The organism is Sideroxydans sp. CL21 (genome assembly GCF_902459525.1).
GTDB lineage: Bacteria > Pseudomonadota > Gammaproteobacteria > Burkholderiales > Gallionellaceae > Sideroxyarcus.
In genome coordinates, this window is record NZ_LR699166.1 from 2,761,966 (window position 1) to 2,781,763 (window position 19,798).

Below are 19,798 nucleotides of genomic sequence, written 5' to 3' on the forward strand. Positions count from 1 at the left end.
CGCACGGCCAAAGGTGTAATACGTCACATGCTTATACGCTTATTCGGCATATTAGCTATCTTATTGATTTCCAGAATTCTGATGGGAAGGCTTGGGATATGGGACTTACAATCAACTGTTGCCACTGAATGATGGCAAAGCTATCGCGATTCAATGGATAAGTCGCATGTGCGAGGCTATCCAACCATTACCAGGAGACATTCAGCGGGAGGGAGCCCGATTCAAACTCGGCAAGGATTTCAACTGAATTCTACTTTTTCGGTTCAAAAAAACGTACTGCGTTACGTCCGGATTCCTTGGCCAGATGCATCGCCATTTCGGCCTGCTTAATCAGTTCATCTGCCGATGCATTGTTGCCGCAAATGAGACTTACGCCGATGCTGCAAGAACCCTGATGCGTTTTATCCTTAAGTTGATAAGGTGCGGAGAGGCTTGCGCGAATATTCTCGGCAATATCTGCAGCAATTTTGGCGGCATCTTTCGTGCCCGAAAAATCGATATCTTCCACCAGCACCACGAATTCATCGCTTCCGATGCGTGCCACGGTATCCACTTTTCGTACACATGAACTGATCCGGTGAGCCACTTCGATTAGGAGCATATCGCCATAGCCCGGCCCCATGCTTTCGTTAATTGCTTTGAGCTTGTCCAGATCGAGGTACATTAGCGCGCCACAATCTTCGCTGCTTTTGTGGGCGGCGAGAGCATGCTCAAGCCGGTCATTTAACAGGCGGCGATTGGGCAAACCGGTTAACAGGTCATAATTGGCCTGCCAAAAGAACTGTTCGTCCTTTTGCTTTTTCTCGGTCACGTCAGTGAATTGGGCTATATGGCGGTACACGCTGCCATCGGAACGGCGAATGGCAGTGACGCGGGCCAGCTTTGCGCAAATTTCTCCGTTTTTGTGTTTATCCCAGATTTCCCCTTGCCAATATCCTTCATTCAGAATCGCCTGCCACATGTTCCGGTAGAATTCCAGATCATGCTTTCCCGATTGCATAATTCTGGGGTTCCTGCCGATCACGTCGCTCAGGGTAAAACCGGTGATGCGAGTAAAAGCCGGATTAACATCCACGATGAGATTTTTCTCATCAGTCACGACGATTGCATCGGCGTACGTTTGGTATATTGCGGCAGACAGCTTCTTCGATTTCTCAGCATCCGATAATGCTTCCGCCATTTTGTTGAAAGCCATACCGAGTTTTCCAATCTCGTCCTGGCTTCCAGGCTCCAATTCGACCGGAACAAATTGCTCCATGCTGCCCCGGCGTTCCATTAATTCCATTGTGGATTGAAGTTTAACCAATGGCCGCAAAAACCTGCGAATCAGCCAATTGATTGAAAAGAACAACACAATTTGAAGCAGAATATGTCCCAGTATCAGCAAATTCTTGGTGTGCTTGATATCGCTGAATTCGTTTGTCAAATCTATGGTCAAGCTTGCAGCCCCGTTGACGGAGCCCGCTTCTACTTTATGGCAGGTCAGACAATTGGTACCACGATAATCGGCATTTACGATAAAGGGCACCACTGCACGCACCGTAAATATGCCTCGATCTTCGTTTAACTTGAACTGCGGCTTTTTTAACCCGATCGCCAGACGATCCATATCGTCCTTGACTTGCTCTTCCGGCAGGCCGGGGCCAAATTGGTCCTGCACTTGCTTGGAGCGAATGATGCGCAACTCGCTTATATTTTCCGATGCGCCCATTTTTTTTATGAAAAGGCGGCGATTCTCGGGGTTGGAAATCATGCCTGTGACCATCAGCATGTTCATGCCGTTGATGACGCCATCGGCAGCAATCTCTGCCCGCCTCTCGGCTTCATTCAGTACGCCTTCGTTAACAAGATTCATCACCCAGAAATGGGCAAGAAACAATACGACGACCAACATCCCCTGAATCAGGATGCTCAGCTTGGTGCCAATCCCGAGTGATCTCCACCAATTATTCAAAGCTCTTCTCCATTGCCATATCGATCGCCAGTTTGCGAATTTTTAACGCTCATTTGAACGATTGTTATCGGGTCACGATGTACCCATATTTCTTCACAAACGCAGACGCCCGATCATCCATCTCAACGGTCATGGATATCCCCGAATGCGGATGGCCGCATTGGCAATAACCGGACATGACAACTCGATTTGGTTTAATTCTCTGGCGAAGGCAATACCAAGGTAAGTTTTTGTAATGCTGCAGCCTTCTGTAGGGTCCACATTTTTTAATCGGGTGGGTCGATAACGATATGCGGATGGTAGTGACCGGGGGTAAGGATTCCATCAAGTCTCTTAAAGCGGATAGTCACCACGATTTTAATCGGGTCATTCTAGTAACAGGATCGTTAAGCTGTGGTTAAGTCTCGGTTAAGTGTGCGTTAATTTTCTTATTGCGATGAGTAATTCGGGATGGGCGGTTTCATTGCAAATCAAAATGACAAAAATAGCCGAAGTAACAGCAGGCAACACGTAGAACGTGCCGGAACGTATCGGTGTTATGAGCATTACGAGCTTATTGAGGTTTCCATAATTGGTGACAACACACGAAACTTGTTATCTCGTCATTCCGGCGAAGGCCGGAATCCAGCGGGTTTATTCAACATGCTTTTAGCTTTTGTCCCGCGTTGCGGGAGTTTGTTTTCGGACTGGATTCCGGCCTTCGCCGGAATGACGATAGTTCACAAATTTTGTGTAATTAATTATGGAAAGATCAATAATTAGAGAACGCCCCAAGCGGCTCTTGATTATTTGGCGCCCGCATCCTTTGCTTGCTTGTAATCGTCATAGCTTGTGTTTATTTTACTCAAGCATCTGTCACTTTCAGTTTTGTCAGGTATATGCAGGCATTGGTTACGTTGATATTCTTGACCAGTACCATAAAGCTGCTTTGAAGTGCAGCCAGACAAAAGGGTACAAGTAATCGAAATAACGGCAATGCTCAAATATTTTTGCATCAAGGTTCTCTCCGTTGCAGCAATTACCAGATCAGATAATAAAGTCGGACCGTGCCCGATGGGAAAATAATACTAGGGAGCATCCGCACGGCAAGACATCAGCTTAAACATTTGCGAAGCAGTATTTCGTCGTATTCAGGGGTGACCAGTCCTTGAATCGGGCCAATTGGGCAAAAGCCCAAGCGCTGATAAAAATTCAAGGCTTGATGGTTAAACGATGAGGCCGCAACCCACAGGTTTTTGGCTTCGCAACGTGCCTCAGCTTCGGCCCAGGCCAACACCTGCTTCCCTATGCCTTTGCCCCTGTAGTCCGGAAAAAACCCCAACAATTCGATATAAGGGCCGCGCAGCCAGGGATTGCGCACGCAAATAATTCCCGCCAGATTGCCATCGACAGAAACCGCGTATCGCCGCAGTGCGGCATCATCACGGGTCAAATAGTTCGCCAGGGCAGTGGCGGAAAATTTCAAAGTCATCCACGGTTCGGAAATTGAAAGCATCTGTGCCACTGCCAGAGCCTGTTCATTTGTCAAAGAGCTTGATAATTGACAACCGGCCAAATTCTCCATGGCATTACTGAATGCTTTGCGCTGTGCGTTAATGGTCATAAGTTCGCTAACTATTATCGATTTCAGGGGGTAATTATTGTTCGGATGACATCCGTGACCATCGTCGTTCGTCCGCATTTTGCCCGTTCGATCATTATTCATCAAACGGCAGACATTCTTCACTGATTGGAGACGTTTGAGTAACAACCGCGGCGTCTTGTCGCGACAAAGTCGAAAGCGTATGCTTTCCCCATGAACATGAAACCAAAACCGTTGAACCGCACTCGAGAGGCGCAGATGAAACTGATCGCGATACTCTTGTACATAGCGGAGCAAAAGCAAAAAAACCTAGAAACAGTGGAGCAGTTATTCAGTCGTTTGATGCTGCCAGGCAGGGACTGACATAACCCTTACCGAACGCCCTTCCGCACTCGAACGATTGTTCTTGCCCCGAACCGACTTATTCCAAACCACATGTTTTGTCCGCTCAGCACACAAAGCGATCTCACGCTAATGCCTTACCAATTCTGCGACTATTGCGTCGCTGATGATCCTGATTTGCTTTTCGGTCATCGGAGGTATCGGCGTGCAAATGTCGATCCCCGGCGAGCACGACGCCTTGTACTGCCGCTTGATGAGTAAGGTGTCGCCGGGCAATTCGTAGAATTCAACATCCGCATCGATGTACGGGCTTCCGGTCGTCACTCCGGTCCAGTAGTACCTTTCCTTGCTGATATAACGAAAGTCATTGATGGTGACAACGGCGAGCACTGCCGTTTCCGGGGTGGAGGTTGCGGATGTATCGCGAACCTCGACTGCAATGCCGCGAGAAGCGGCAGAGGCAGCGATGGCATTGTTCCACTCGGAGCGAAACCGTTCCCAATCCTTGGAGTCGGATACTTTGTTGCCCTGCACCACGAACACCAGACGCTTTGCAGCCTCCTGGCCGACGACTAACCTGGGGCCATTGCAGGGCGGCATCTGGAAGTCTGTTTCGCACCCGGCGCGCGACACAGCCTCCAAAGTGATGCTCACCGCTTTGGCGTTACGCGCTTCATCGTTAAAAAGCTCTTCGCTGGAGAGTGGGATGAACGTGTGTCCCGTCAGCTTGCTAAGGACCTGAATCCCTCCTTGATGGGCGTACATCCTGTTGCCACTCACATCTTCAATCGTGACCGCCAGCGATAACGCCTTGATCGTGCCCTCTTCATGCGGGCCGTTGCCGAAAACATACGCTTGAGGGTTAGTTGCAAACTTGACCACACCTTTCGCAACGAGGCCGGTGGCGGATTGAATCGTCTCAGTTACGCCATCCCAGTCAGCCCATTGATCATGCCAGGGCGCATCAACAACTTGTATGCTTGGATAAAGCAGGGCGTCAACCTTGAATTTGGCGCTAAGCGCCTGACGCGTAGCCTTTAGCACGGCGTCATATTTCGCATCGTCCAGTTTGCCGGTATAGGAATCGAAGTATCCACCCTGCTTGCCTTTCTCCTGCGCGAATAAGGCCGCGTACTCCTTCGACGGCACGACGGTATATCCGCCGTCACGCAATGTCGCCGCAATCAATGTTTCAAACTTTGCCGCGACCGGCGCCGGGTTCTCCAAGTCAGCCGGGGCGGCAAGCGGCGCAATGGCAATAGTTTTGACCTTGGCGTAGAAATCGCCGTGCGCAAGAGTGAAATGGCTGGGCGGCGGCGGGAACGCGATGGCACAGCCGGCCATAAGCAGGGAAAACAATATAGCCACGATGATTGTCGGCTGGAACTTCATCCTAATTCTCTTTTACGGAAACCCGTCAAACCATGTACGCGACGGCTTCCCTTGGCATGATGTTATGTTCTGTTACTCGAACCGGACATTTCGTGTCCTATTCCAGGTTCATATCCAACCGCAGCAATCCGGCATTGCTGCCCTCTTTTTGCGGAATTTCCAGTTTCAACTGGCTTTTGATCAACTGGTATCCTCGTGACCAGTTTTTACCGTCAAAACTAGCAAAATGGCCAAATACGTATACATCACGCTTGAGCGTGACATGCAGCGTGGCCTGTTGTTCTTGCTCGAATAAATTGCCGCCAACCGCCACTGATACAGGGAGTGGTGTGCCCGCAGGAAATAGCAAAACGTAATCGCCTTCCTTCGGAAGCGATTGACCAAATCGCACCTGTGGCACTTTAGCGATCTCTGAAGATGAGGGAGGGAAGCTGGAGCAAGCCACTAGGGCAACACATGCAATAACGATGATCAACGAAGATTTATTCACGGTATTCTCCTTGTTTCGATATCGGTCGCTGCTAACTTTCAATCTGGACATCCATTGAGCATCTCGTCTTGGCCAACCTCAATGCGGGCGTAGTTAAAAGCATTCAGTCCGAGGCGCAATCATGATTCATTCAAGCGTGTATCACAACCAAAGGTATATAGACTTAATATGGGCCATGGTATGGTTATATTGATATCAGTTCGAAAATGATACGATTGCAGAGATTCATTCAATGCGGGAGTCAAAAAATGAGAATATTTATTGTAGTTCTTATGTGCCTGGGCCTTTCTATGAATTGCTTTGCAGATTCGATTGATCTTCCTGCTGTAAAAGCCGGTGACAATTGGACATATCTGACCACCAATGAGATTGGTGCAAATGGCTGGTCTCAAAGCAATGACAAAATAACAGTATCACGAGTTACCGCAACAAGCATTTATTACACAATGCAACAAGCAGGATCGACACGGCCTCCTAAAGAAGTGGTAGCGGGGATCGATTGGAGCCGCCTTCGTGATGTAAATGGAAAGGAAATGACGGTTAATCAGCCACTCTCATTTCCATTATCGACTGGTAAAACTTGGACCGTTGAATATACAGAGCAGCACCCCAATAAGGTCCATAAGTTCGAGCATTGGAATAGCAAGGCAACGGTAATCGGATATGAAACTGTCAAGGTTCCAGCGGGAAAATTCAATGCCTTGAAAATCGAGATGGAGGGGCAGTGGTCGGCTGAGTTAGAACCATCGCAAACAGTTATACAGGGTGCTCAAACTACTCAGAATTCCACCACGATGGTAACGCAAGCACAAAAAATTGGCGCAACGCCAGTAACTGGAAGGCTTTATAAAGCATTTTGGTACGCCCCGAAAATAAAGCGGTGGGTTAAATCTATTGAAGAATATTACGGAAATAATGGCGTGCGCAGTGAGCGTCATACTGGTGAGCTGGAGTCATTCATATTTGCGAAATGATCCTCACAAAAATTCACTCAGATTTCATTGATAAGAGGCAGTCTTGAAGAATTTCATTTACTAACTTTCACCCGCAACAGTACGAATAGGGTGCATGCACGACAGGCGGCTTTTGGCTCAACTGAAACTTTCACAATCATAGCCAATCAACACGAATGCAAAATTACATCCAGAGTGGTTTTTGACTAAAATCAACCACAGACGATGGATACCCCAATTTTCATTTCATCTTTCGATTCAGCCCGGCCAATACCGTCATTGCAGATCTTTTGCCGGAATGAACAATTCAGGGTCGACCATGGCCCCGTTCAGTACGACACTCCAATGCAGGTGCGGACCGGTGGCGCGCCCTGTTTTTCCGGACAGCCCGAGCAGCTGACCTTTGCTTACTGCTTCACCGGTTTGCACATCGATCCGTTCGAGGTGGCAGTACATGGTGATCAGCCCGTTGCCATGGTCGATAAATACCGTTTTGCCGTTGAAGAAGTAATCCCCAACCGCCAGTACCTGGCCTTGTGCGCTGGCCTTGACCGGCGTGCCGCTCGCTACCGCGACATCCAGGCCGGCATGCGGCGAGCGCGGTTCGCCGTTGAAAAAGCGGCGCAGACCGAAGCGCCCTGCCAGCTTCCCTTCAGCGGGAACGATGAAAGCCAGGTCTGTATCCTGCGCAGGACGCCAGTGGCGCTTAAGTTCCTTGATGGCAGATATCTCGCGCTCGGCGCGGGCCAGGTCGGCCGCCGATAGTTCTACCTTGCTCTTGTCCTTAAGCGTGACTCGCTGTTCCGGGTAATTCTTTGGATTGACCACAAAAGATTCTGGTTTCGTTTCGCTGCCAATCTTGACGCTTAGTTCATGCGAACCCGGAGTCATGTCAAGCGGCAGACCGACCACCGCGTACCATTGGTCGTGATCGGATGTAACAAGGACAGGCTGGTCACCCAACCACGTTTGCGGTTTGTCGGCGCCATTTGAAGTGCTGCCGAGCGGAACAATCGCAATACCGCCGGGCACGTTGGAGGCGTTGGGGAGGCTTGCATGTGCCAGCAGGGGCCAAGCCAGAACCAGCAGATTGAGCCGGCGGCAGATACGGAGCGTGATGGCAGTAAGTGTGTGCATGATTCCTTCTTGCGGGGCTACCGTCCGGCCGATTGGGCGCAATCATTTCAACGGGAGCTTCTGAACCCTATTTTGCCACTTCGACAGGGAATTCGCCGATTTTTCACGTCCTCTTAACATCCGGTAAAAGCGAAAGGGGTAGGATTTGGACAGCCATAACAATCCTCCTCGGGCGAGTTGTGGTCAGGCAGGTCAGCGGTGTTTGCGTCATCCTGATCTGCCGACTCACCCCATTGCACCTGCTCACGGCACCACCGAAAACAACTGCGGCTGCACTTTCCTGTAACCGTTCAGTTGCTGCACGGTGAGCGGTGTAAGCTCCCTGATTGCCACCCATATCTGCAAAGGATGTTGTGACGGTTTGGCGAGGGCGACTTTCAATGCCGCCCACGCAGCCCAGTCGATCTGCGGCATGCGTTCGCGAGTCCCTGCCGGCAAGCTGGCTGCGGTCTTCGCCAGACTGCCCAACAGTTGCAGCGTCTGTGCGCGGGTGATGCGGCTCGCAAAGAATTCTTCCTCGTTGATCTCATCGGTCAGGATCATGATGTCCAGCGCGATCTTTTCCATCAGTCCAAGCAGGGTTCCGGTCAGCATGTGTGTCCCTTTGTGTTGATGGCGTCGCGCAGCAACAATGCAACGTGAACAGGCCGGCGATCCACGCCTTCGCGTATCTGGTGGCGACAGGAAAATCCGTTGGCGAGGATGGTGGCGTCGGGCGCAGCGCGTAGCGCAGGCAGCAAATCCAGTTCTGCCATTTTCATTGAAATGTCGGCGTGCTCCGACTCCAGCCCGAAGCTGCCCGCCATGCCGCAACAACTCGCCTCGATGAATTCGAACTCGAATTCAGGGATCAGGCGCAAAACTTTGCGCAGGGATTTCATCGCGCCGACCGCTTTCTGGTGGCAATGCCCATGTACCAAAGTCTTGCGGTGCGGCAGCGCTTTGAGTTCGAGCGTAAAGCGTTTGCGGTCGTGTTCCCGCGCGATGAACTCCTCGAACAGATAGACCTGCTTCGACAGCGCCACCGCTTCTTCACCCAAGCCAAGCTTCAGGTGATCGTCGCGCAAGGACAGTATGCACGACGGTTCCAATCCAACAATGGGCGTGCCTGCAGCCAATGCAGGACGCAATGCCGCCTGCAGTCGGCGCGCTTCATGCCGTGCTTTTTCAACCTGCCCCAATGAAAGATAAGTACGGCCGCAACACAAGGCACGGTTTGCTTCCTGATCGTCCGGTAGCGCTTGCAGGGTAATGACGCGATAACCTGCAGCAGTGAGGACTTCGTGCGCAGCTTCAGCAATCTCAGGCTCGAAATGCAACGCAAACGTATCGACAAACAAGATGACATCCCGGTCGCCTGCTTCGGGGGCACTGCTTATGGATGGCGCGCTATAGCCTGCAACTGCGGGTTCCGGCAATTGGCGCCTGGCAGCAATACCAAAGAAGAATTCTCCCAGCTGTGCCAGCCACAAGAAGCGATTGCGCCAACGGATCAGACTGCGCAACGTCCGGCGATAACGCAACCAGCGCGGCAAACCCGCCACCAGCCAATCCCGATGCGACACCCCTCTCAGCTCATTGCTCTGGGCCTGATACTCGATCTTGATGGCGGCCATATCCACCTGATTGGCGCACTCGCGTTTGCAACCTTTACAACCTACGCAGAGTTCCATCGCGGCAGCCAGCCGCGGATCAGCAAAGGCATTGTCGCCAAACTCGCCGTTCAGCGCGGCTTTGAGCACCACCACCCTGCCGCCCGGCGAATGCGTGGCATTGCCGGTAGCTCGGAAGCTGGGGCACATCACGCCCTTGGGCGTGCGCTGGCAGAGTTTGTCGCTGATGCACACTGCCACTGCTTTGGCGAAATTGCCGCCTGTCGCGGGAATGCCCGCATAGGCATCACCCTGCCCCGCTGTCTCATAAGAAGACCAGTCAAGATGATGTTTCATTCGATCAAGGCTGACAGCGCATTCAGCGCCGAATACAGGGTCGGGACATGTTCGGCGTCCTGTACACTGATACAACTCAGCGCATGAGCCAGCAACTCGTCTCCCTCATCGCTGTCATCCATCTCCAGAATCAAGCGTCCGATGCTGCTGGCGACCAGGTTGGTGATGCGCCGGTTCTCGCCAAATACTTTGGCTGTGCCGATGGCGTTGGCGATGAGATTGCTCGCCGTCTGATAGGGATTCGGTTCAGGCTTGCCCATACGTCACTCCTGCACTTCCGTGGCCGCGTAATTCTTCAGCCGCTGTTCTGCATTGACACCCAATATCTTGAGCATCCAGGGCGGCGGCGAATTCGACATCGCCTGCTGAAACTGGGCAATCACTTCTTCCGCAGTGCCGCCTTCCGGACGTTTGATCGGATAGATATTGGCGCGAATGATCTTGGCGGCAGCGGGTCCGCCGACAGAAACGATGTACACCACATGGCAATCGCCAATGATTTGCGCGCGGAACGCATTCTTGTCCTCGGCGAAATCCGCTTCCAGCGCAGAGCGGATACCGATCAGGCGGCTGTCGGTCGCGGATACCTGGTACACCAGGAAGCGCAGGCATGAGCCGAAGTGTCCGCTCAGGGTCATGCCGATATCGGATGCAATCGCCACCCGCACGGAGTCGGGCAAGTCGCCATCGTTGTAGGGCAGCACATCGGGCAGTTCTTCGTCCGCTTCCGCATCGCCCCACAAGATGCGCACCGCGAGTTTCATCGCTTCCAGGCCGATGCCGATGTCCTCGCCGTCTTCTTCGCCGTCCAGGCTACCCAGACCGGTCTTCAGGTCGGTGACAGTAAAGGTGCGCAAAATTTCGGTGTCCAATTTTTCGCCCAGCTTTTCCTGCAGCACATCGATCAACTGCGGCAAGGTGGTATTGGGTAACGAGCGTGCCGCCAATGCCACACGCAGAGCGGCTTCCCGGGTAATCAGTTCTGTCTGTTGCATTGCATCGTCTCCTTGAATCACCAGTGGCGTTGCATTTACAGAGTGCAAGTACAGTGCCAGCGCTTGCACACATAAAATCCGTGTGTTGCTCAACATGCTGATCAGAAAGGAAACTTGATTCGTACAGTCAGGTATGGACGCGCTAAAACGCCCCACAAATTTGCTCTACCACCCATCCCCGCGAAGCCCGATTCGGCATTTTGTCGCCTTCGCCACAAGCCCGGGCAACTGTCATGTGCCGTTTACAACAGTGGAGCGCAACATCCAGATGTGAGCCTTATAAAACAATATATTAGAGGAACTATCCGATCGGGCACGCTGTTTGCTCATATCCAGCCAGACCTTACCGGAGGACACATCGTGCAACTACCTGTTATCAACAATACTGCAAGCGTCCCTCACCCCAACCCTCTCCCAGAGGGCGAGGGAGCAAACGAGGCGCTGCGCGCAACTTCCAAATCCAGCGGCTGTTCCGCCGGATCGTGCGGCTCAACCGACGACCAGATGGGCCATCTGCCGGAGCATATCCGCCAGAAGGTGTTCAACCATCCCTGCTATTCCGAAGAAGCGCATCACTACTTTGCTCGCATGCATGTGGCGGTCGCGCCTGCTTGCAACATCCAGTGCAATTACTGCAACCGCAAGTACGACTGTGCCAACGAGTCGCGTCCGGGTGTTGTTTCCGAATTGCACCATCCGGTACAGGCAGTAAAGAAAGTCTTGGCTGTCGCCGCAACCATTCCACAAATGACGGTGCTGGGCATTGCCGGCCCCGGTGATCCTTTGGCCAACCCCGAGCGCACATTTGAAACTTTCCGCATGCTGTCCGAGCAGGCACCGGACATCAAGCTGTGTGTTTCGACCAACGGCCTGTCGCTGCCCGAGCAGGTCGAGCAGTTGTCGCAGTACAACATTGACCACGTGACCATCACCATCAACTGCGTCGATCCTGATGTGGGCGCGCAGATCTATCCGTGGATCTTCTGGAAGAACAAGCGCATCAAGGGACGCGAGGGTGCAGCCATCCTCATCGAGCAGCAACAGAAGGGACTGGAAATGCTGGTGGCCAAGGGCATCCTGGTCAAAGTGAATTCGGTGATGATTCCCGGCGTGAACGATCAACATCTGGCCGAAGTCTCGAAGATCGTCAAAGCCAAGGGCGCTTTCCTGCACAACGTGATGCCGCTGATCTCCGAAGCCGAGCATGGCACCTACTACGGCCTGACCGGCCAGCGCGGACCGACCCATGACGAGCTGCAGGCGTTGCAGGATGCCTGTTCCGGCGACATGAACATGATGCGCCACTGTCGTCAGTGCCGTGCCGATGCAGTCGGGCTGCTGGGCGAGGATAGAGGCTCCGAGTTCACCATGGACAAGATCGAAGAAATGGACATCAACTATCCGGAAGCGATGAAGATGCGCGCCGAGGTGCATGCCGCCATCAACGAAGAACTGGAAAGCAAACGACTGGCCAAGGAAACCAAGGTACAGCTGGTCAGCATCCAGGGCGTCCAGAAGAAAGAAGTCACGCGTCCGGTGTTGATGGCGGTCGCCACCAAGGGCGGCGGCGTGATCAACGAGCACTTCGGCCATGCCAGCGAATTCCTGATCTACGAAGCGTCGTCGGAAGGAGTGCGTTTCATCGGCCACCGCAAGACCACGCCTTACTGCGAAGGCGGTGATACCTGCGGCGACGGCGAGAGCGCGCTGGACAAGACACTCAAGGTGCTGGCCGGTTGCGAAGCCGTACTGTGCAGCAAGGTCGGCTACGAACCCTGGGGGCCGCTGGAAGCAGCAGGTATCCAGCCCAACGGCGAGCATGCAATGGAAGCCATAGAGGAAGCTGTACTCAAGGTGTACGAAGAGATGCGCGTGGCGGGCAAGCTGGAGCCGAAATTGGAAGCACAGAAGGTGGCTTGAGGTTGGCATCCGTACCAAAAGTGTCCCTCATCCTCATTCCCTCTCCCACCGGGAGAAGGGTTGGGACGAGGGAACACTCGATCAGTGAAGCATATTGAACAAGGAGCGCATCATGGCACTCGAAATCATCGAATCCTGCGTCAACTGTTGGGCATGCGAACCGCTGTGCCCGAGCAAGGCGATCTACGAAGCAAAGCCGACTTTCCTGATCGACCCTGACAAGTGCACCGAATGTGCGGGCGATTTCGAGGACCCGCAGTGCGCCACCATCTGTCCGATCGAAGGCGCGATCCTCAACGAGGACGGCGAGCCGATGAACCCGCCCGGCTCGCTTACCGGCATCCCGCTGCAAAAACTGGCGGCCTGAGAAAACTCGGTCATGGCCACCGTCGTCTTCTACGAAAAACCCGGTTGCGGCAACAACACCAAGCAAAAGGTGTGGTTGGCCGCATCGGGTCATACCGTGCTGGCGAAGAACCTGCTCACCGAGAAATGGAGTGCAGTGCGCCTGCGTCCGTTCTTCGGTGCATTGCCGGTGGTCCAGTGGTTCAATCCCAGTGCGCCGCGCGTCAAATCCGGCGAAGTCGATCCTGCCGTGCTGGATGCACAGACGGCTCTCGACATGATGATCGCCGAACCGCTGTTGATTCGGCGTCCGTTGATGCAAGTGGACGGGGAATTCCGGGTCGGCTTCGATGACGATATGGTGAACACGTGGATCGGCCTGAACGACGCAAAACCAAAAGGTAATATCGAAACTTGTTCGAATGGGCATGCCCATTCCCCTCACCCCTGCCCTCTCCCGCAAGCGGGCGAGGGGGACAAAAACTCGCTACGCGAGGATCACGACGACGATCATGCAAAACCCAGCCCGTCACCGGAATCCGCAACATGATACGCGTGCCGGATGCTGTCGAGATCGCGCCCGGCACGCATTGGATAGGTGCGCTTGATCCCGGCTTGCGCGAATTCGACATCATCCTCAAGACGGCCAACGGCACGACTTACAACTCGTACTGCGTGCGCGGGACAAACGGCGTCGCGGTGATCGATACCGTCAAGGAATCGCACGCTGCGGAATTCTTTGCGCGGCTGGAACAAGTCGCAAACTACGACGAGATCAGCACCATCGTGCTGAACCATCTGGAGCCCGATCACAGCGGCGCCTTGCCGGAACTGATGCGGCGCGCACCGCAAGCCAAGCTGTATATCTCGGCCAAAGCACAACTGATGCTGAAGGCGCTGATCAAAAGCACCGACCTGCAATTCAACATCGTCAAGACTGGCGACACAGTCCAACTGGGAGGGCGTACTCTGCGTTTCTTCAGCACACCCTTCCTGCACTGGCCGGATACGCAATGCACGCTAATAGAAGAACAGAATATCCTCTTCAGCGGTGATGTGTTCGGCTGTCACTTCTGCGACTCTCGCCTGTTCAATGACCAGGTCGGTGATTTCCGCTTCTCGTTCGAGTATTACTACGCACATATCATGCGTCCGTTCCGCGAACATGTACTGGAGGCGCTGGAGTTGCTGGAACCGCTGCCGCTGACGCTCATCGCCCCGGCGCACGGCCCCATCCTGCGCGAAGCACCGCTCAGCTACATGCAGCGTTACCGGCAGCTGGCTTCGCCCTTGCTGCATAACGAGGTCGGCGCCCACAACAAATCACTGCTGGTGTTCTACATCTCTTCCTACGGCAACACGGCGCGCATGGCGCAAGCCGTGGCCGAAGGTGCGGAGACCATCCCCGGTGTGCGCGTGTCGCTTTACGACTTGCAGGTCGGTGGTAACCTGCCTTTCGTCGACCTGATAGAGGAAGCCGACGGACTCGCCTTCGGTTCTCCCACCATCAACGGCGATGCGGTCAAACCGGTGTGGGACCTGCTGTCCTCGCTCGCCGTCATCAAGGTCAGCGACAAGCTGGGTGCCGCATTCGGCTCCTACGGCTGGAGCGGCGAGGCGATCAATATGATCGAAGATCGCTTGCGCGGACTCAAGCTGCGCGTGCCCATCAAAGGCGTGCGCGCAAAACTGATCCCCACCGAAGAAGAACTCGGCCGTTGCCGCGACCTCGGCAAACAGCTCGCCCAGCATCTGACCGGCAACATCGAAAATCGCGTCATTTCCATGTCTGAATTACTCGCCAGCAGCCATGCGTGAAATTTTCACATCTTCGGGATTCAGCATGTCTGCTTTCCCTCACCCCAACCCTCTCCCGCAAGGCGAGGGGGCAAACGCCGCGCTACGCGCATTTCATTATCTGGAGCACTCGCATGCCTAAGTCCAACGTCACTTTTGAAAAACTCGGCATCACCGTCTCCGTCCCGGCCGGTACCCGCCTGATCGAGATCTCCGAGAAAGTCGGCGCCAGCATCACCTACGGCTGTCGCGAGGGTGAATGCGGCACCTGCATGATGAAGATCACTTCCGGCATGGAGAACATGAGCCAGCGTTCGGTGCTGGAAGACAAGGTGCTGCAGGAGAACATGGCCGGACGCAATGACCGTCTTGCCTGCCAAGCACAGGTACTGGGCGGCGAGATCAGCGTAAAAGCCTGACTATTTTTTTATAACTACTGCAGGAGTAACAGCAATGCCTAACATCACTTTTTCCAGCCCGTTGCACAAGGACAAGACGGTGTATGCCGTCGCAGGCAGCCACACCACGACCGTGCTGACTCTGGCCAAGGATAACCACATCCCCATCGATTTCGGCTGCGGGGACGGCGAATGCTCGACTTGTCTGGTGAAGGTCACCAATCTTTCCAACAAAGGCCCGATGGGCGGTCCGTTGACCGATCGCGAGATCAGCGTGCTCAAGGAATCCGGCAAGATCACCAAGGCTCAGATCGACGCCATGAAGGTCAACGATGTCGTCACCACCGAATGGCGTCTGGCTTGCCAAATGGTATTGCGTGACGAAGATCTGCTGATCGAGTATCCCAGCAAATAGGAGGACATCATGCGGACCGACGTCATGCTCAGGCAGCAAAAAGCCCCTCTCTCTAACTCTCTCCCGCAAGCGGGAGAAAGGACGAACGCGAAAGGCAATCTTCAAATCCCGGGCCTGTATGCGGAACTGATGGCGCATGCAGCCGGATTGCCGAACGATGAATTGTTTGCGCAGATGATTTCCAGCCAGATCGACGGCATAGGCGCGTTGCCACCGGGGCTCGGACTGGATGAGAAGGATTTTCACACCTTGCTGACACAGCATTTCCCCGGTGAGGTGCTGGTGATCCGTTGCGCAAAAAATATTGCCGATCCTCGCGCACTGGAACGCGACGATGTCCTCGGGCTGCTGCTCGCACACCGTGCCCACAGAAACATGTCGGAAGAATGGATGGCGGAGATCGTTACCGCAGCCTGCATGGCCAGCGACCATCTGTGGCAAGACCTGGGGCTGTGGTCGCGCGACCATCTCAGCCGTTTGATGAACCAGAATTTCCCCTCGCTTGCGGCCAAAAACGTGCACGACATGAAGTGGAAGAAATTCATCTACAAGCAATTGTGCGAACAGGAGGGCATCAATGCCTGCCGCTCCCCCAGTTGCGAATACTGTGCGGATTATTTGAATTGCTTCGGGCCTGAGGAATAGCCCGCTCCCGTGAACACCGCTGAACGCGCCGTCGCCGCCTATCTCGGCCTCGCCATCGGCGATGCCCTGGGTGCGACGGTGGAGTTCATGACGCCGCGCGAAATCGCGGCGCAATACGGCATTCACGACACGCTGCGCGGCGGCGGCTGGCTGCACCTCAAACCGGGGCATGTCACCGACGACACCACCATGTCGCTCGCGCTCGGCAGTTCCATACTTGCACAAGGCAAAGTGGACGCATTTGCCGCGGCGCTGGCATTCGACACCTGGATGCGCGCAAAGCCGGTGGATATCGGCAATACCGTACGGCGCAACCTGCTGCAATTCCGCAAGACCGGCAATCCGGAAGCGCCCTACTCCGATCACGACGCGGGCAACGGCGCGGCGATGCGCGTGTTGCCAGTGGCACTTTCCACCTTCGGCCAGGCGGAAGCAGCCGTGCGTACCGACTGCCGCGCACAAGCCCACGTCACCCATCACTGCACCCTTTCCGATGCCGCCTGCGAATGCCTCGTATTCATGGTGCAGGATGCACTGCGCGGCGCGGACAAAAACCACCTGCTGCACCGGCATGCCCATCCGCTTGCGGCGCGTCACCCCGAATTCAAATTCCGGGCCGTGCGCCCAAGCAGCAACCCCAGCGGCTATGTCGTCGACACGATGCAGGCGGTATTCCAGAGTTTTTTCGACACGGACGATTTTCGGGACTGCCTGATCGACGTGGTCAATCGCGGCGGCGATGCCGATACCACGGGAGCGATCGCGGGCATGCTGGCAGGTGCGCTGTACGGATTGGAAGCAATTCCCGAAATCTGGTTGAACACTCTGGACGCAAACACCCGCCAATCATGCGAGGCTCAGGCGCTTGCATTGATTCAAAGAAAATAATGCGTTCCCCCGGTTGACAACAGAACGAACGTTCTTTAGCATACTGAGAACGTTCGTTCTGTTTCAAATATGCCATGGCCAACTTGAATACTGATTTTCCCAATCCGGTGCGGCGCGCCGCCCACTCCGCATTGCTGTCACTGACGCACCCCAACAAGAGCATGTTCGAAAGACAGCGCGCCTTGCTGCGCAAAGCGGTGCCGGCCGGGTTCCCCTCGCCGTCCGACGATTACGTCGAGCGCCGTCTCAGCCTGGACGAGCACCTGATCCAGCACCGGGAATCCACGTTCTTCATGCGCGTGGCGGGGCATTCCATGCGCGATCTCGGCATCTTCGACGGCGATCTGCTGGTTGTGGATCGTTCAGTACCGGCCACACACGGGTGCGTGGTGGTGGCCGTGATCGATGGCGAATTCACGGTCAAGCAGTTGCTCTATACCCCGCAAGGCAAAGTGCTTCGCGCCGCGCATCCGGATTACCCGGAAGTGGCCGTCACGGCAGAACATGATTTTTCCATCTGGGGTGTGGTGCAGTGGAACGTACACAGGTTGTGATCCATGCCACGCGCCATCGCGTTGGTCGATTGCAACAATTTCTATGTTTCCTGCGAACGCGTGTTCCAGCCGAAGCTGGAAGGCAGGCCCGTCGTCGTCCTCTCCAATAACGACGGCTGTGTGGTATCGCGCTCGCAGGAAGCAAAAGACCTCGGTCTGAAGATGGCCGTGCCGTGGTACCAGATGAAAGACATCGGCAGGCGGCACGGCATCGTCGCCCTCTCCTCCAACTACAGCCTGTATGCCGACCTCTCCAACCGCGTGATGTCGCTGCTTTCGTGCTTCAGTCCGAGCCAGGAGGTCTACTCGATAGACGAATCCTTCCTTGAACTCACCGGCATCACAACCAACCACACCGCCTATGGTCAACAGGTACGGAAAACCATCGGGCAATGCATCGGTATTCCGGTGTGCGTGGGTATCGCCCCCAGCAAGACGCTGGCCAAACTCGCCAACCATGTTGCAAAAAAGAATCCCCACTTCGACAGCGTGTGCGACTTCAACAGCATGAGCACAACCGAACTCGATACCCTGCTCGCTTCCATCGCAGTAGGCGAAGTGTGGGGTGTCGGCAGGCACACCGTACCGAAACTGCAAGAGATCGGAATCCATAGCGTATTCGACCTGAAACGTGCCCCGGCCAAACGACTCGGCGCAAGATTCAGCATCGTGTTCGAACGCATCGTGCAAGAACTGAACGGCACCGCCTGCCTCGAACTGGATGATGTCGCGCCCGCAAAACAGCAGATCACCTGTTCCCGCTCCTTCGGCATACTCACCTCCAGTCTGCCTGATCTGGAACAGGCCGTGATCTCTTACGCCACCCGCGCCGGCGAAAAATTGCGTCAGCAGCGATCCATGGCCGGCGGTATCCATGTTTATATCCGGACCAACCCGCACAAGGAAAGCGACCCGCAATACCAGCAAAGCATACTGATGCCGCTGGTGGAACCGACCGACGACACCCGCCTTTTTTGCCGCGCGGCCTTGCATGGTTTGCGCCAGATCTATCGCAGCGGCTACGCCTACCAGAAGGCCGGCGTCACGCTCACCCAGATCATTCCTGCCGCAGCACGGCCCAACACCCTGTTCGACGACGCAATCGCGCGGCAAAAATCCCATGCATTGATGAGCGCAATGGATCGCATCAACAACAGAATGGGTAGCGGAACATTAAAGCTTTTGGGCGAAGGAACAGATCAATCCTGGGCGATGCGCAGAGAGAGCAGGTCAAAGCGATACACGACGGAGTGGGACGAACTGGCCGTGTGCCGCATTTAGCAGGGACCTGCTCAGTAAAGGAAACTTACGCTCACACGCAACTCCGGTCCGAAATCCATGCGCACCGGATTCTCTGCGACGCCCAAGCGGCGAGCTTCCAAAGCCAGATTGAAAAATTGTTCCAACAACAAACGCTCCTGATGTTTCGGCGCAGGAATGCAGTCGATCTCATTGCTTGCCTGCTGCGTGCAAACAATGCTGGCGGTGATGACCGGACGCAATTGGACTGCAAGGTTCGATATCCCGGACATGACGGCGGCTCTATGCGCTTCGCGCTGTTGGGCAAGCTGAGCTTGCTGCATGGCATTCACCATATCGTTTTGCCGGTATACGGCTGGAGGTTGCCAATAAAAACGGCCTGAAGCCGGTCGGCCCGATGAAGTTTCCTGAGTTGCCTTGGCCGGGCCAGCCGATTTCTGCGCATGCTTGGCGTCTGCATTCTTGCCAGAGGGCGGAGCAGTTTCAGCAGATTGCAGAAACGGATGGCGGGCATGCTCATGGGAATATTGCGGAAGAAACACTTGAAGGAGCCCATGTTCGTCGGGCAGGCGCATTCTCACCTGTTGCATGACCCACAACAGCGCAATGACATGAGCCAGGAGACTGACAAGAATAGCAACAGACAGGCGAAGGTGCGCATTCATATCCTGTAGTTTAACTCCGATTTTTCACAACTTGAGGGAGCCTCTAATAATTCAGATTTCGTCATTCCGGCGAAAGGCGGAATCCAGTGTTTTCAATCGACTGGACACCGGCCTGTA

Annotated in this window: 22 protein-coding genes; 11 read left to right on the forward strand and 11 right to left on the reverse strand. The window is 54.5% G+C overall.

What is annotated here, in order from left to right; translation table 11 throughout:
- Window positions 1-250: 250 nt before the first annotated feature.
- The 5 genes from QOY30_RS12940 to QOY30_RS12960 form a co-directional block, all read right to left on the reverse strand.
- Complete coding sequence (locus tag QOY30_RS12940; RefSeq protein WP_283745036.1) at window positions 251-1,954, reverse strand: putative bifunctional diguanylate cyclase/phosphodiesterase; 1,704 nt, start codon at window positions 1,952-1,954, stop codon at window positions 251-253.
- Between the two features lie 785 nt (window positions 1,955-2,739).
- Window positions 2,740-2,952 carry a hypothetical protein gene (locus QOY30_RS12945; RefSeq protein WP_502958691.1) on the reverse strand — a complete coding sequence of 71 codons (213 nt, stop codon included), beginning with the start codon at window positions 2,950-2,952 and terminating at the stop codon, window positions 2,740-2,742.
- A 95-nt stretch (window positions 2,953-3,047) separates the two neighbouring features.
- Window positions 3,048-3,659: a GNAT family N-acetyltransferase gene (locus QOY30_RS12950; protein ID WP_283745037.1), complete on the reverse strand. Its 612-nt coding sequence runs from the start codon at window positions 3,657-3,659 to the stop codon at window positions 3,048-3,050.
- 348 nt (window positions 3,660-4,007) lie between these two features.
- Window positions 4,008-5,270, reverse strand: coding sequence for a hypothetical protein (locus QOY30_RS12955; RefSeq protein ID WP_283745038.1), 1,263 nt, complete (start codon window positions 5,268-5,270; stop codon window positions 4,008-4,010).
- A 97-nt stretch (window positions 5,271-5,367) separates the two neighbouring features.
- Window positions 5,368-5,760, reverse strand: a complete 393-nt coding sequence (locus QOY30_RS12960; protein ID WP_283745039.1) for a hypothetical protein — start codon at window positions 5,758-5,760, stop codon at window positions 5,368-5,370.
- Between the two features lie 248 nt (window positions 5,761-6,008).
- Here QOY30_RS12960 and QOY30_RS12965 point away from each other — a divergent pair, with 248 nt between their 5' ends.
- A complete protein-coding gene (locus tag QOY30_RS12965; RefSeq protein WP_283745040.1) occupies window positions 6,009-6,734 on the forward strand; it encodes a hypothetical protein in 726 nt (241 codons plus the stop codon).
- A 255-nt stretch (window positions 6,735-6,989) separates the two neighbouring features.
- Here QOY30_RS12965 and QOY30_RS12970 read toward each other — a convergent pair whose 3' ends face one another.
- From QOY30_RS12970 to QOY30_RS12990, 5 genes are all read right to left on the reverse strand, one after another.
- Complete coding sequence (locus QOY30_RS12970) at window positions 6,990-7,850, reverse strand: peptidoglycan DD-metalloendopeptidase family protein (RefSeq protein ID WP_283745041.1); 861 nt, start codon at window positions 7,848-7,850, stop codon at window positions 6,990-6,992.
- 243 nt (window positions 7,851-8,093) lie between these two features.
- Window positions 8,094-8,444 (reverse strand): ribonuclease HepT family protein, encoded by a 351-nt coding sequence (locus tag QOY30_RS12975; RefSeq protein ID WP_283745042.1) that lies wholly within the window; start codon window positions 8,442-8,444, stop codon window positions 8,094-8,096.
- Window positions 8,438-9,799 carry a (Fe-S)-binding protein gene (locus QOY30_RS12980; RefSeq protein WP_283745043.1) on the reverse strand — a complete coding sequence of 454 codons (1,362 nt, stop codon included), beginning with the start codon at window positions 9,797-9,799 and terminating at the stop codon, window positions 8,438-8,440. The genes QOY30_RS12975 and QOY30_RS12980 overlap by 7 nt, the downstream gene beginning before the upstream one ends.
- A complete protein-coding gene (locus QOY30_RS12985) occupies window positions 9,796-10,059 on the reverse strand; it encodes a hypothetical protein (RefSeq protein ID WP_283745044.1) in 264 nt (87 codons plus the stop codon). The genes QOY30_RS12980 and QOY30_RS12985 overlap by 4 nt, the downstream gene beginning before the upstream one ends.
- Window positions 10,060-10,062: 3 nt before the next feature.
- Window positions 10,063-10,794, reverse strand: coding sequence for a dinitrogenase iron-molybdenum cofactor biosynthesis protein (locus QOY30_RS12990; protein ID WP_283745045.1), 732 nt, complete (start codon window positions 10,792-10,794; stop codon window positions 10,063-10,065).
- Window positions 10,795-11,154: 360 nt separating this feature from the next.
- Here QOY30_RS12990 and nifB point away from each other — a divergent pair, with 360 nt between their 5' ends.
- The 10 genes from nifB to QOY30_RS13040 all read left to right on the forward strand — a co-directional run bounded on the left by nifB (window position 11,155) and on the right by QOY30_RS13040 (window position 19,037).
- The gene (nifB, locus tag QOY30_RS12995; RefSeq protein ID WP_283745046.1) at window positions 11,155-12,714 is read left to right on the forward strand and encodes a nitrogenase cofactor biosynthesis protein NifB; all 1,560 of its coding nucleotides are present in this window, start codon (window positions 11,155-11,157) and stop codon (window positions 12,712-12,714) included.
- Between the two features lie 112 nt (window positions 12,715-12,826).
- Window positions 12,827-13,081: a 4Fe-4S dicluster domain-containing protein gene (locus QOY30_RS13000; protein ID WP_283745047.1), complete on the forward strand. Its 255-nt coding sequence runs from the start codon at window positions 12,827-12,829 to the stop codon at window positions 13,079-13,081.
- A 12-nt stretch (window positions 13,082-13,093) separates the two neighbouring features.
- Window positions 13,094-13,609 (forward strand): ArsC/Spx/MgsR family protein, encoded by a 516-nt coding sequence (locus QOY30_RS13005; protein WP_283745048.1) that lies wholly within the window; start codon window positions 13,094-13,096, stop codon window positions 13,607-13,609.
- Window positions 13,606-14,877 (forward strand): FprA family A-type flavoprotein, encoded by a 1,272-nt coding sequence (locus QOY30_RS13010; protein ID WP_283745049.1) that lies wholly within the window; start codon window positions 13,606-13,608, stop codon window positions 14,875-14,877. Before QOY30_RS13005 ends, QOY30_RS13010 begins: the two co-directional genes overlap by 4 nt.
- A 113-nt stretch (window positions 14,878-14,990) precedes the next feature.
- Complete coding sequence (locus tag QOY30_RS13015; RefSeq protein ID WP_283745050.1) at window positions 14,991-15,275, forward strand: 2Fe-2S iron-sulfur cluster-binding protein; 285 nt, start codon at window positions 14,991-14,993, stop codon at window positions 15,273-15,275.
- 34 nt (window positions 15,276-15,309) lie between these two features.
- A complete protein-coding gene (locus QOY30_RS13020; protein WP_283745051.1) occupies window positions 15,310-15,669 on the forward strand; it encodes a 2Fe-2S iron-sulfur cluster-binding protein in 360 nt (119 codons plus the stop codon).
- 9 nt (window positions 15,670-15,678) lie between these two features.
- Window positions 15,679-16,314, forward strand: a complete 636-nt coding sequence (locus tag QOY30_RS13025; RefSeq protein WP_283745052.1) for a nitrogen fixation protein NifQ — start codon at window positions 15,679-15,681, stop codon at window positions 16,312-16,314.
- Window positions 16,315-16,323: 9 nt separating this feature from the next.
- Complete coding sequence (gene draG / locus QOY30_RS13030) at window positions 16,324-17,202, forward strand: ADP-ribosyl-[dinitrogen reductase] hydrolase (protein ID WP_283745053.1); 879 nt, start codon at window positions 16,324-16,326, stop codon at window positions 17,200-17,202.
- Between the two features lie 74 nt (window positions 17,203-17,276).
- Window positions 17,277-17,756, forward strand: a complete 480-nt coding sequence (locus QOY30_RS13035; RefSeq protein WP_283745054.1) for a LexA family protein — start codon at window positions 17,277-17,279, stop codon at window positions 17,754-17,756.
- A 3-nt stretch (window positions 17,757-17,759) separates the two neighbouring features.
- Window positions 17,760-19,037 (forward strand): Y-family DNA polymerase, encoded by a 1,278-nt coding sequence (locus tag QOY30_RS13040; protein WP_283745055.1) that lies wholly within the window; start codon window positions 17,760-17,762, stop codon window positions 19,035-19,037.
- Window positions 19,038-19,048: 11 nt separating this feature from the next.
- Here the strand turns inward: QOY30_RS13040 and QOY30_RS13045 are convergent, their stop codons facing one another.
- Window positions 19,049-19,681: a hypothetical protein gene (locus QOY30_RS13045; RefSeq protein ID WP_283745056.1), complete on the reverse strand. Its 633-nt coding sequence runs from the start codon at window positions 19,679-19,681 to the stop codon at window positions 19,049-19,051.
- Window positions 19,682-19,798: the final 117 nt, after the last annotated feature.

Coding starts and splice junctions, on each gene's coding strand:
- QOY30_RS12950 (WP_283745037.1), bottom strand. CDS start 3,659: ATGAATAATGATCGAACGGGCAAAATGCGGACGAACGACGATGGTCAC.
- QOY30_RS12955 (WP_283745038.1), bottom strand. CDS start 5,270: ATGAAGTTCCAGCCGACAATCATCGTGGCTATATTGTTTTCCCTGCTT.
- QOY30_RS12965 (WP_283745040.1), top strand. CDS start 6,009: ATGAGAATATTTATTGTAGTTCTTATGTGCCTGGGCCTTTCTATGAAT.
- QOY30_RS12970 (WP_283745041.1), bottom strand. CDS start 7,850: ATGCACACACTTACTGCCATCACGCTCCGTATCTGCCGCCGGCTCAAT.
- QOY30_RS12975 (WP_283745042.1), bottom strand. CDS start 8,444: ATGCTGACCGGAACCCTGCTTGGACTGATGGAAAAGATCGCGCTGGAC.
- QOY30_RS12980 (WP_283745043.1), bottom strand. CDS start 9,799: ATGAAACATCATCTTGACTGGTCTTCTTATGAGACAGCGGGGCAGGGT.
- QOY30_RS12985 (WP_283745044.1), bottom strand. CDS start 10,059: ATGGGCAAGCCTGAACCGAATCCCTATCAGACGGCGAGCAATCTCATC.
- QOY30_RS12990 (WP_283745045.1), bottom strand. CDS start 10,794: ATGCAACAGACAGAACTGATTACCCGGGAAGCCGCTCTGCGTGTGGCA.
- QOY30_RS13000 (WP_283745047.1), top strand. CDS start 12,827: ATGGCACTCGAAATCATCGAATCCTGCGTCAACTGTTGGGCATGCGAA.
- QOY30_RS13005 (WP_283745048.1), top strand. CDS start 13,094: ATGGCCACCGTCGTCTTCTACGAAAAACCCGGTTGCGGCAACAACACC.
- QOY30_RS13010 (WP_283745049.1), top strand. CDS start 13,606: ATGATACGCGTGCCGGATGCTGTCGAGATCGCGCCCGGCACGCATTGG.
- QOY30_RS13015 (WP_283745050.1), top strand. CDS start 14,991: ATGCCTAAGTCCAACGTCACTTTTGAAAAACTCGGCATCACCGTCTCC.
- QOY30_RS13020 (WP_283745051.1), top strand. CDS start 15,310: ATGCCTAACATCACTTTTTCCAGCCCGTTGCACAAGGACAAGACGGTG.
- QOY30_RS13025 (WP_283745052.1), top strand. CDS start 15,679: ATGCGGACCGACGTCATGCTCAGGCAGCAAAAAGCCCCTCTCTCTAAC.
- QOY30_RS13035 (WP_283745054.1), top strand. CDS start 17,277: ATGGCCAACTTGAATACTGATTTTCCCAATCCGGTGCGGCGCGCCGCC.
- QOY30_RS13040 (WP_283745055.1), top strand. CDS start 17,760: ATGCCACGCGCCATCGCGTTGGTCGATTGCAACAATTTCTATGTTTCC.
- QOY30_RS13045 (WP_283745056.1), bottom strand. CDS start 19,681: ATGAATGCGCACCTTCGCCTGTCTGTTGCTATTCTTGTCAGTCTCCTG.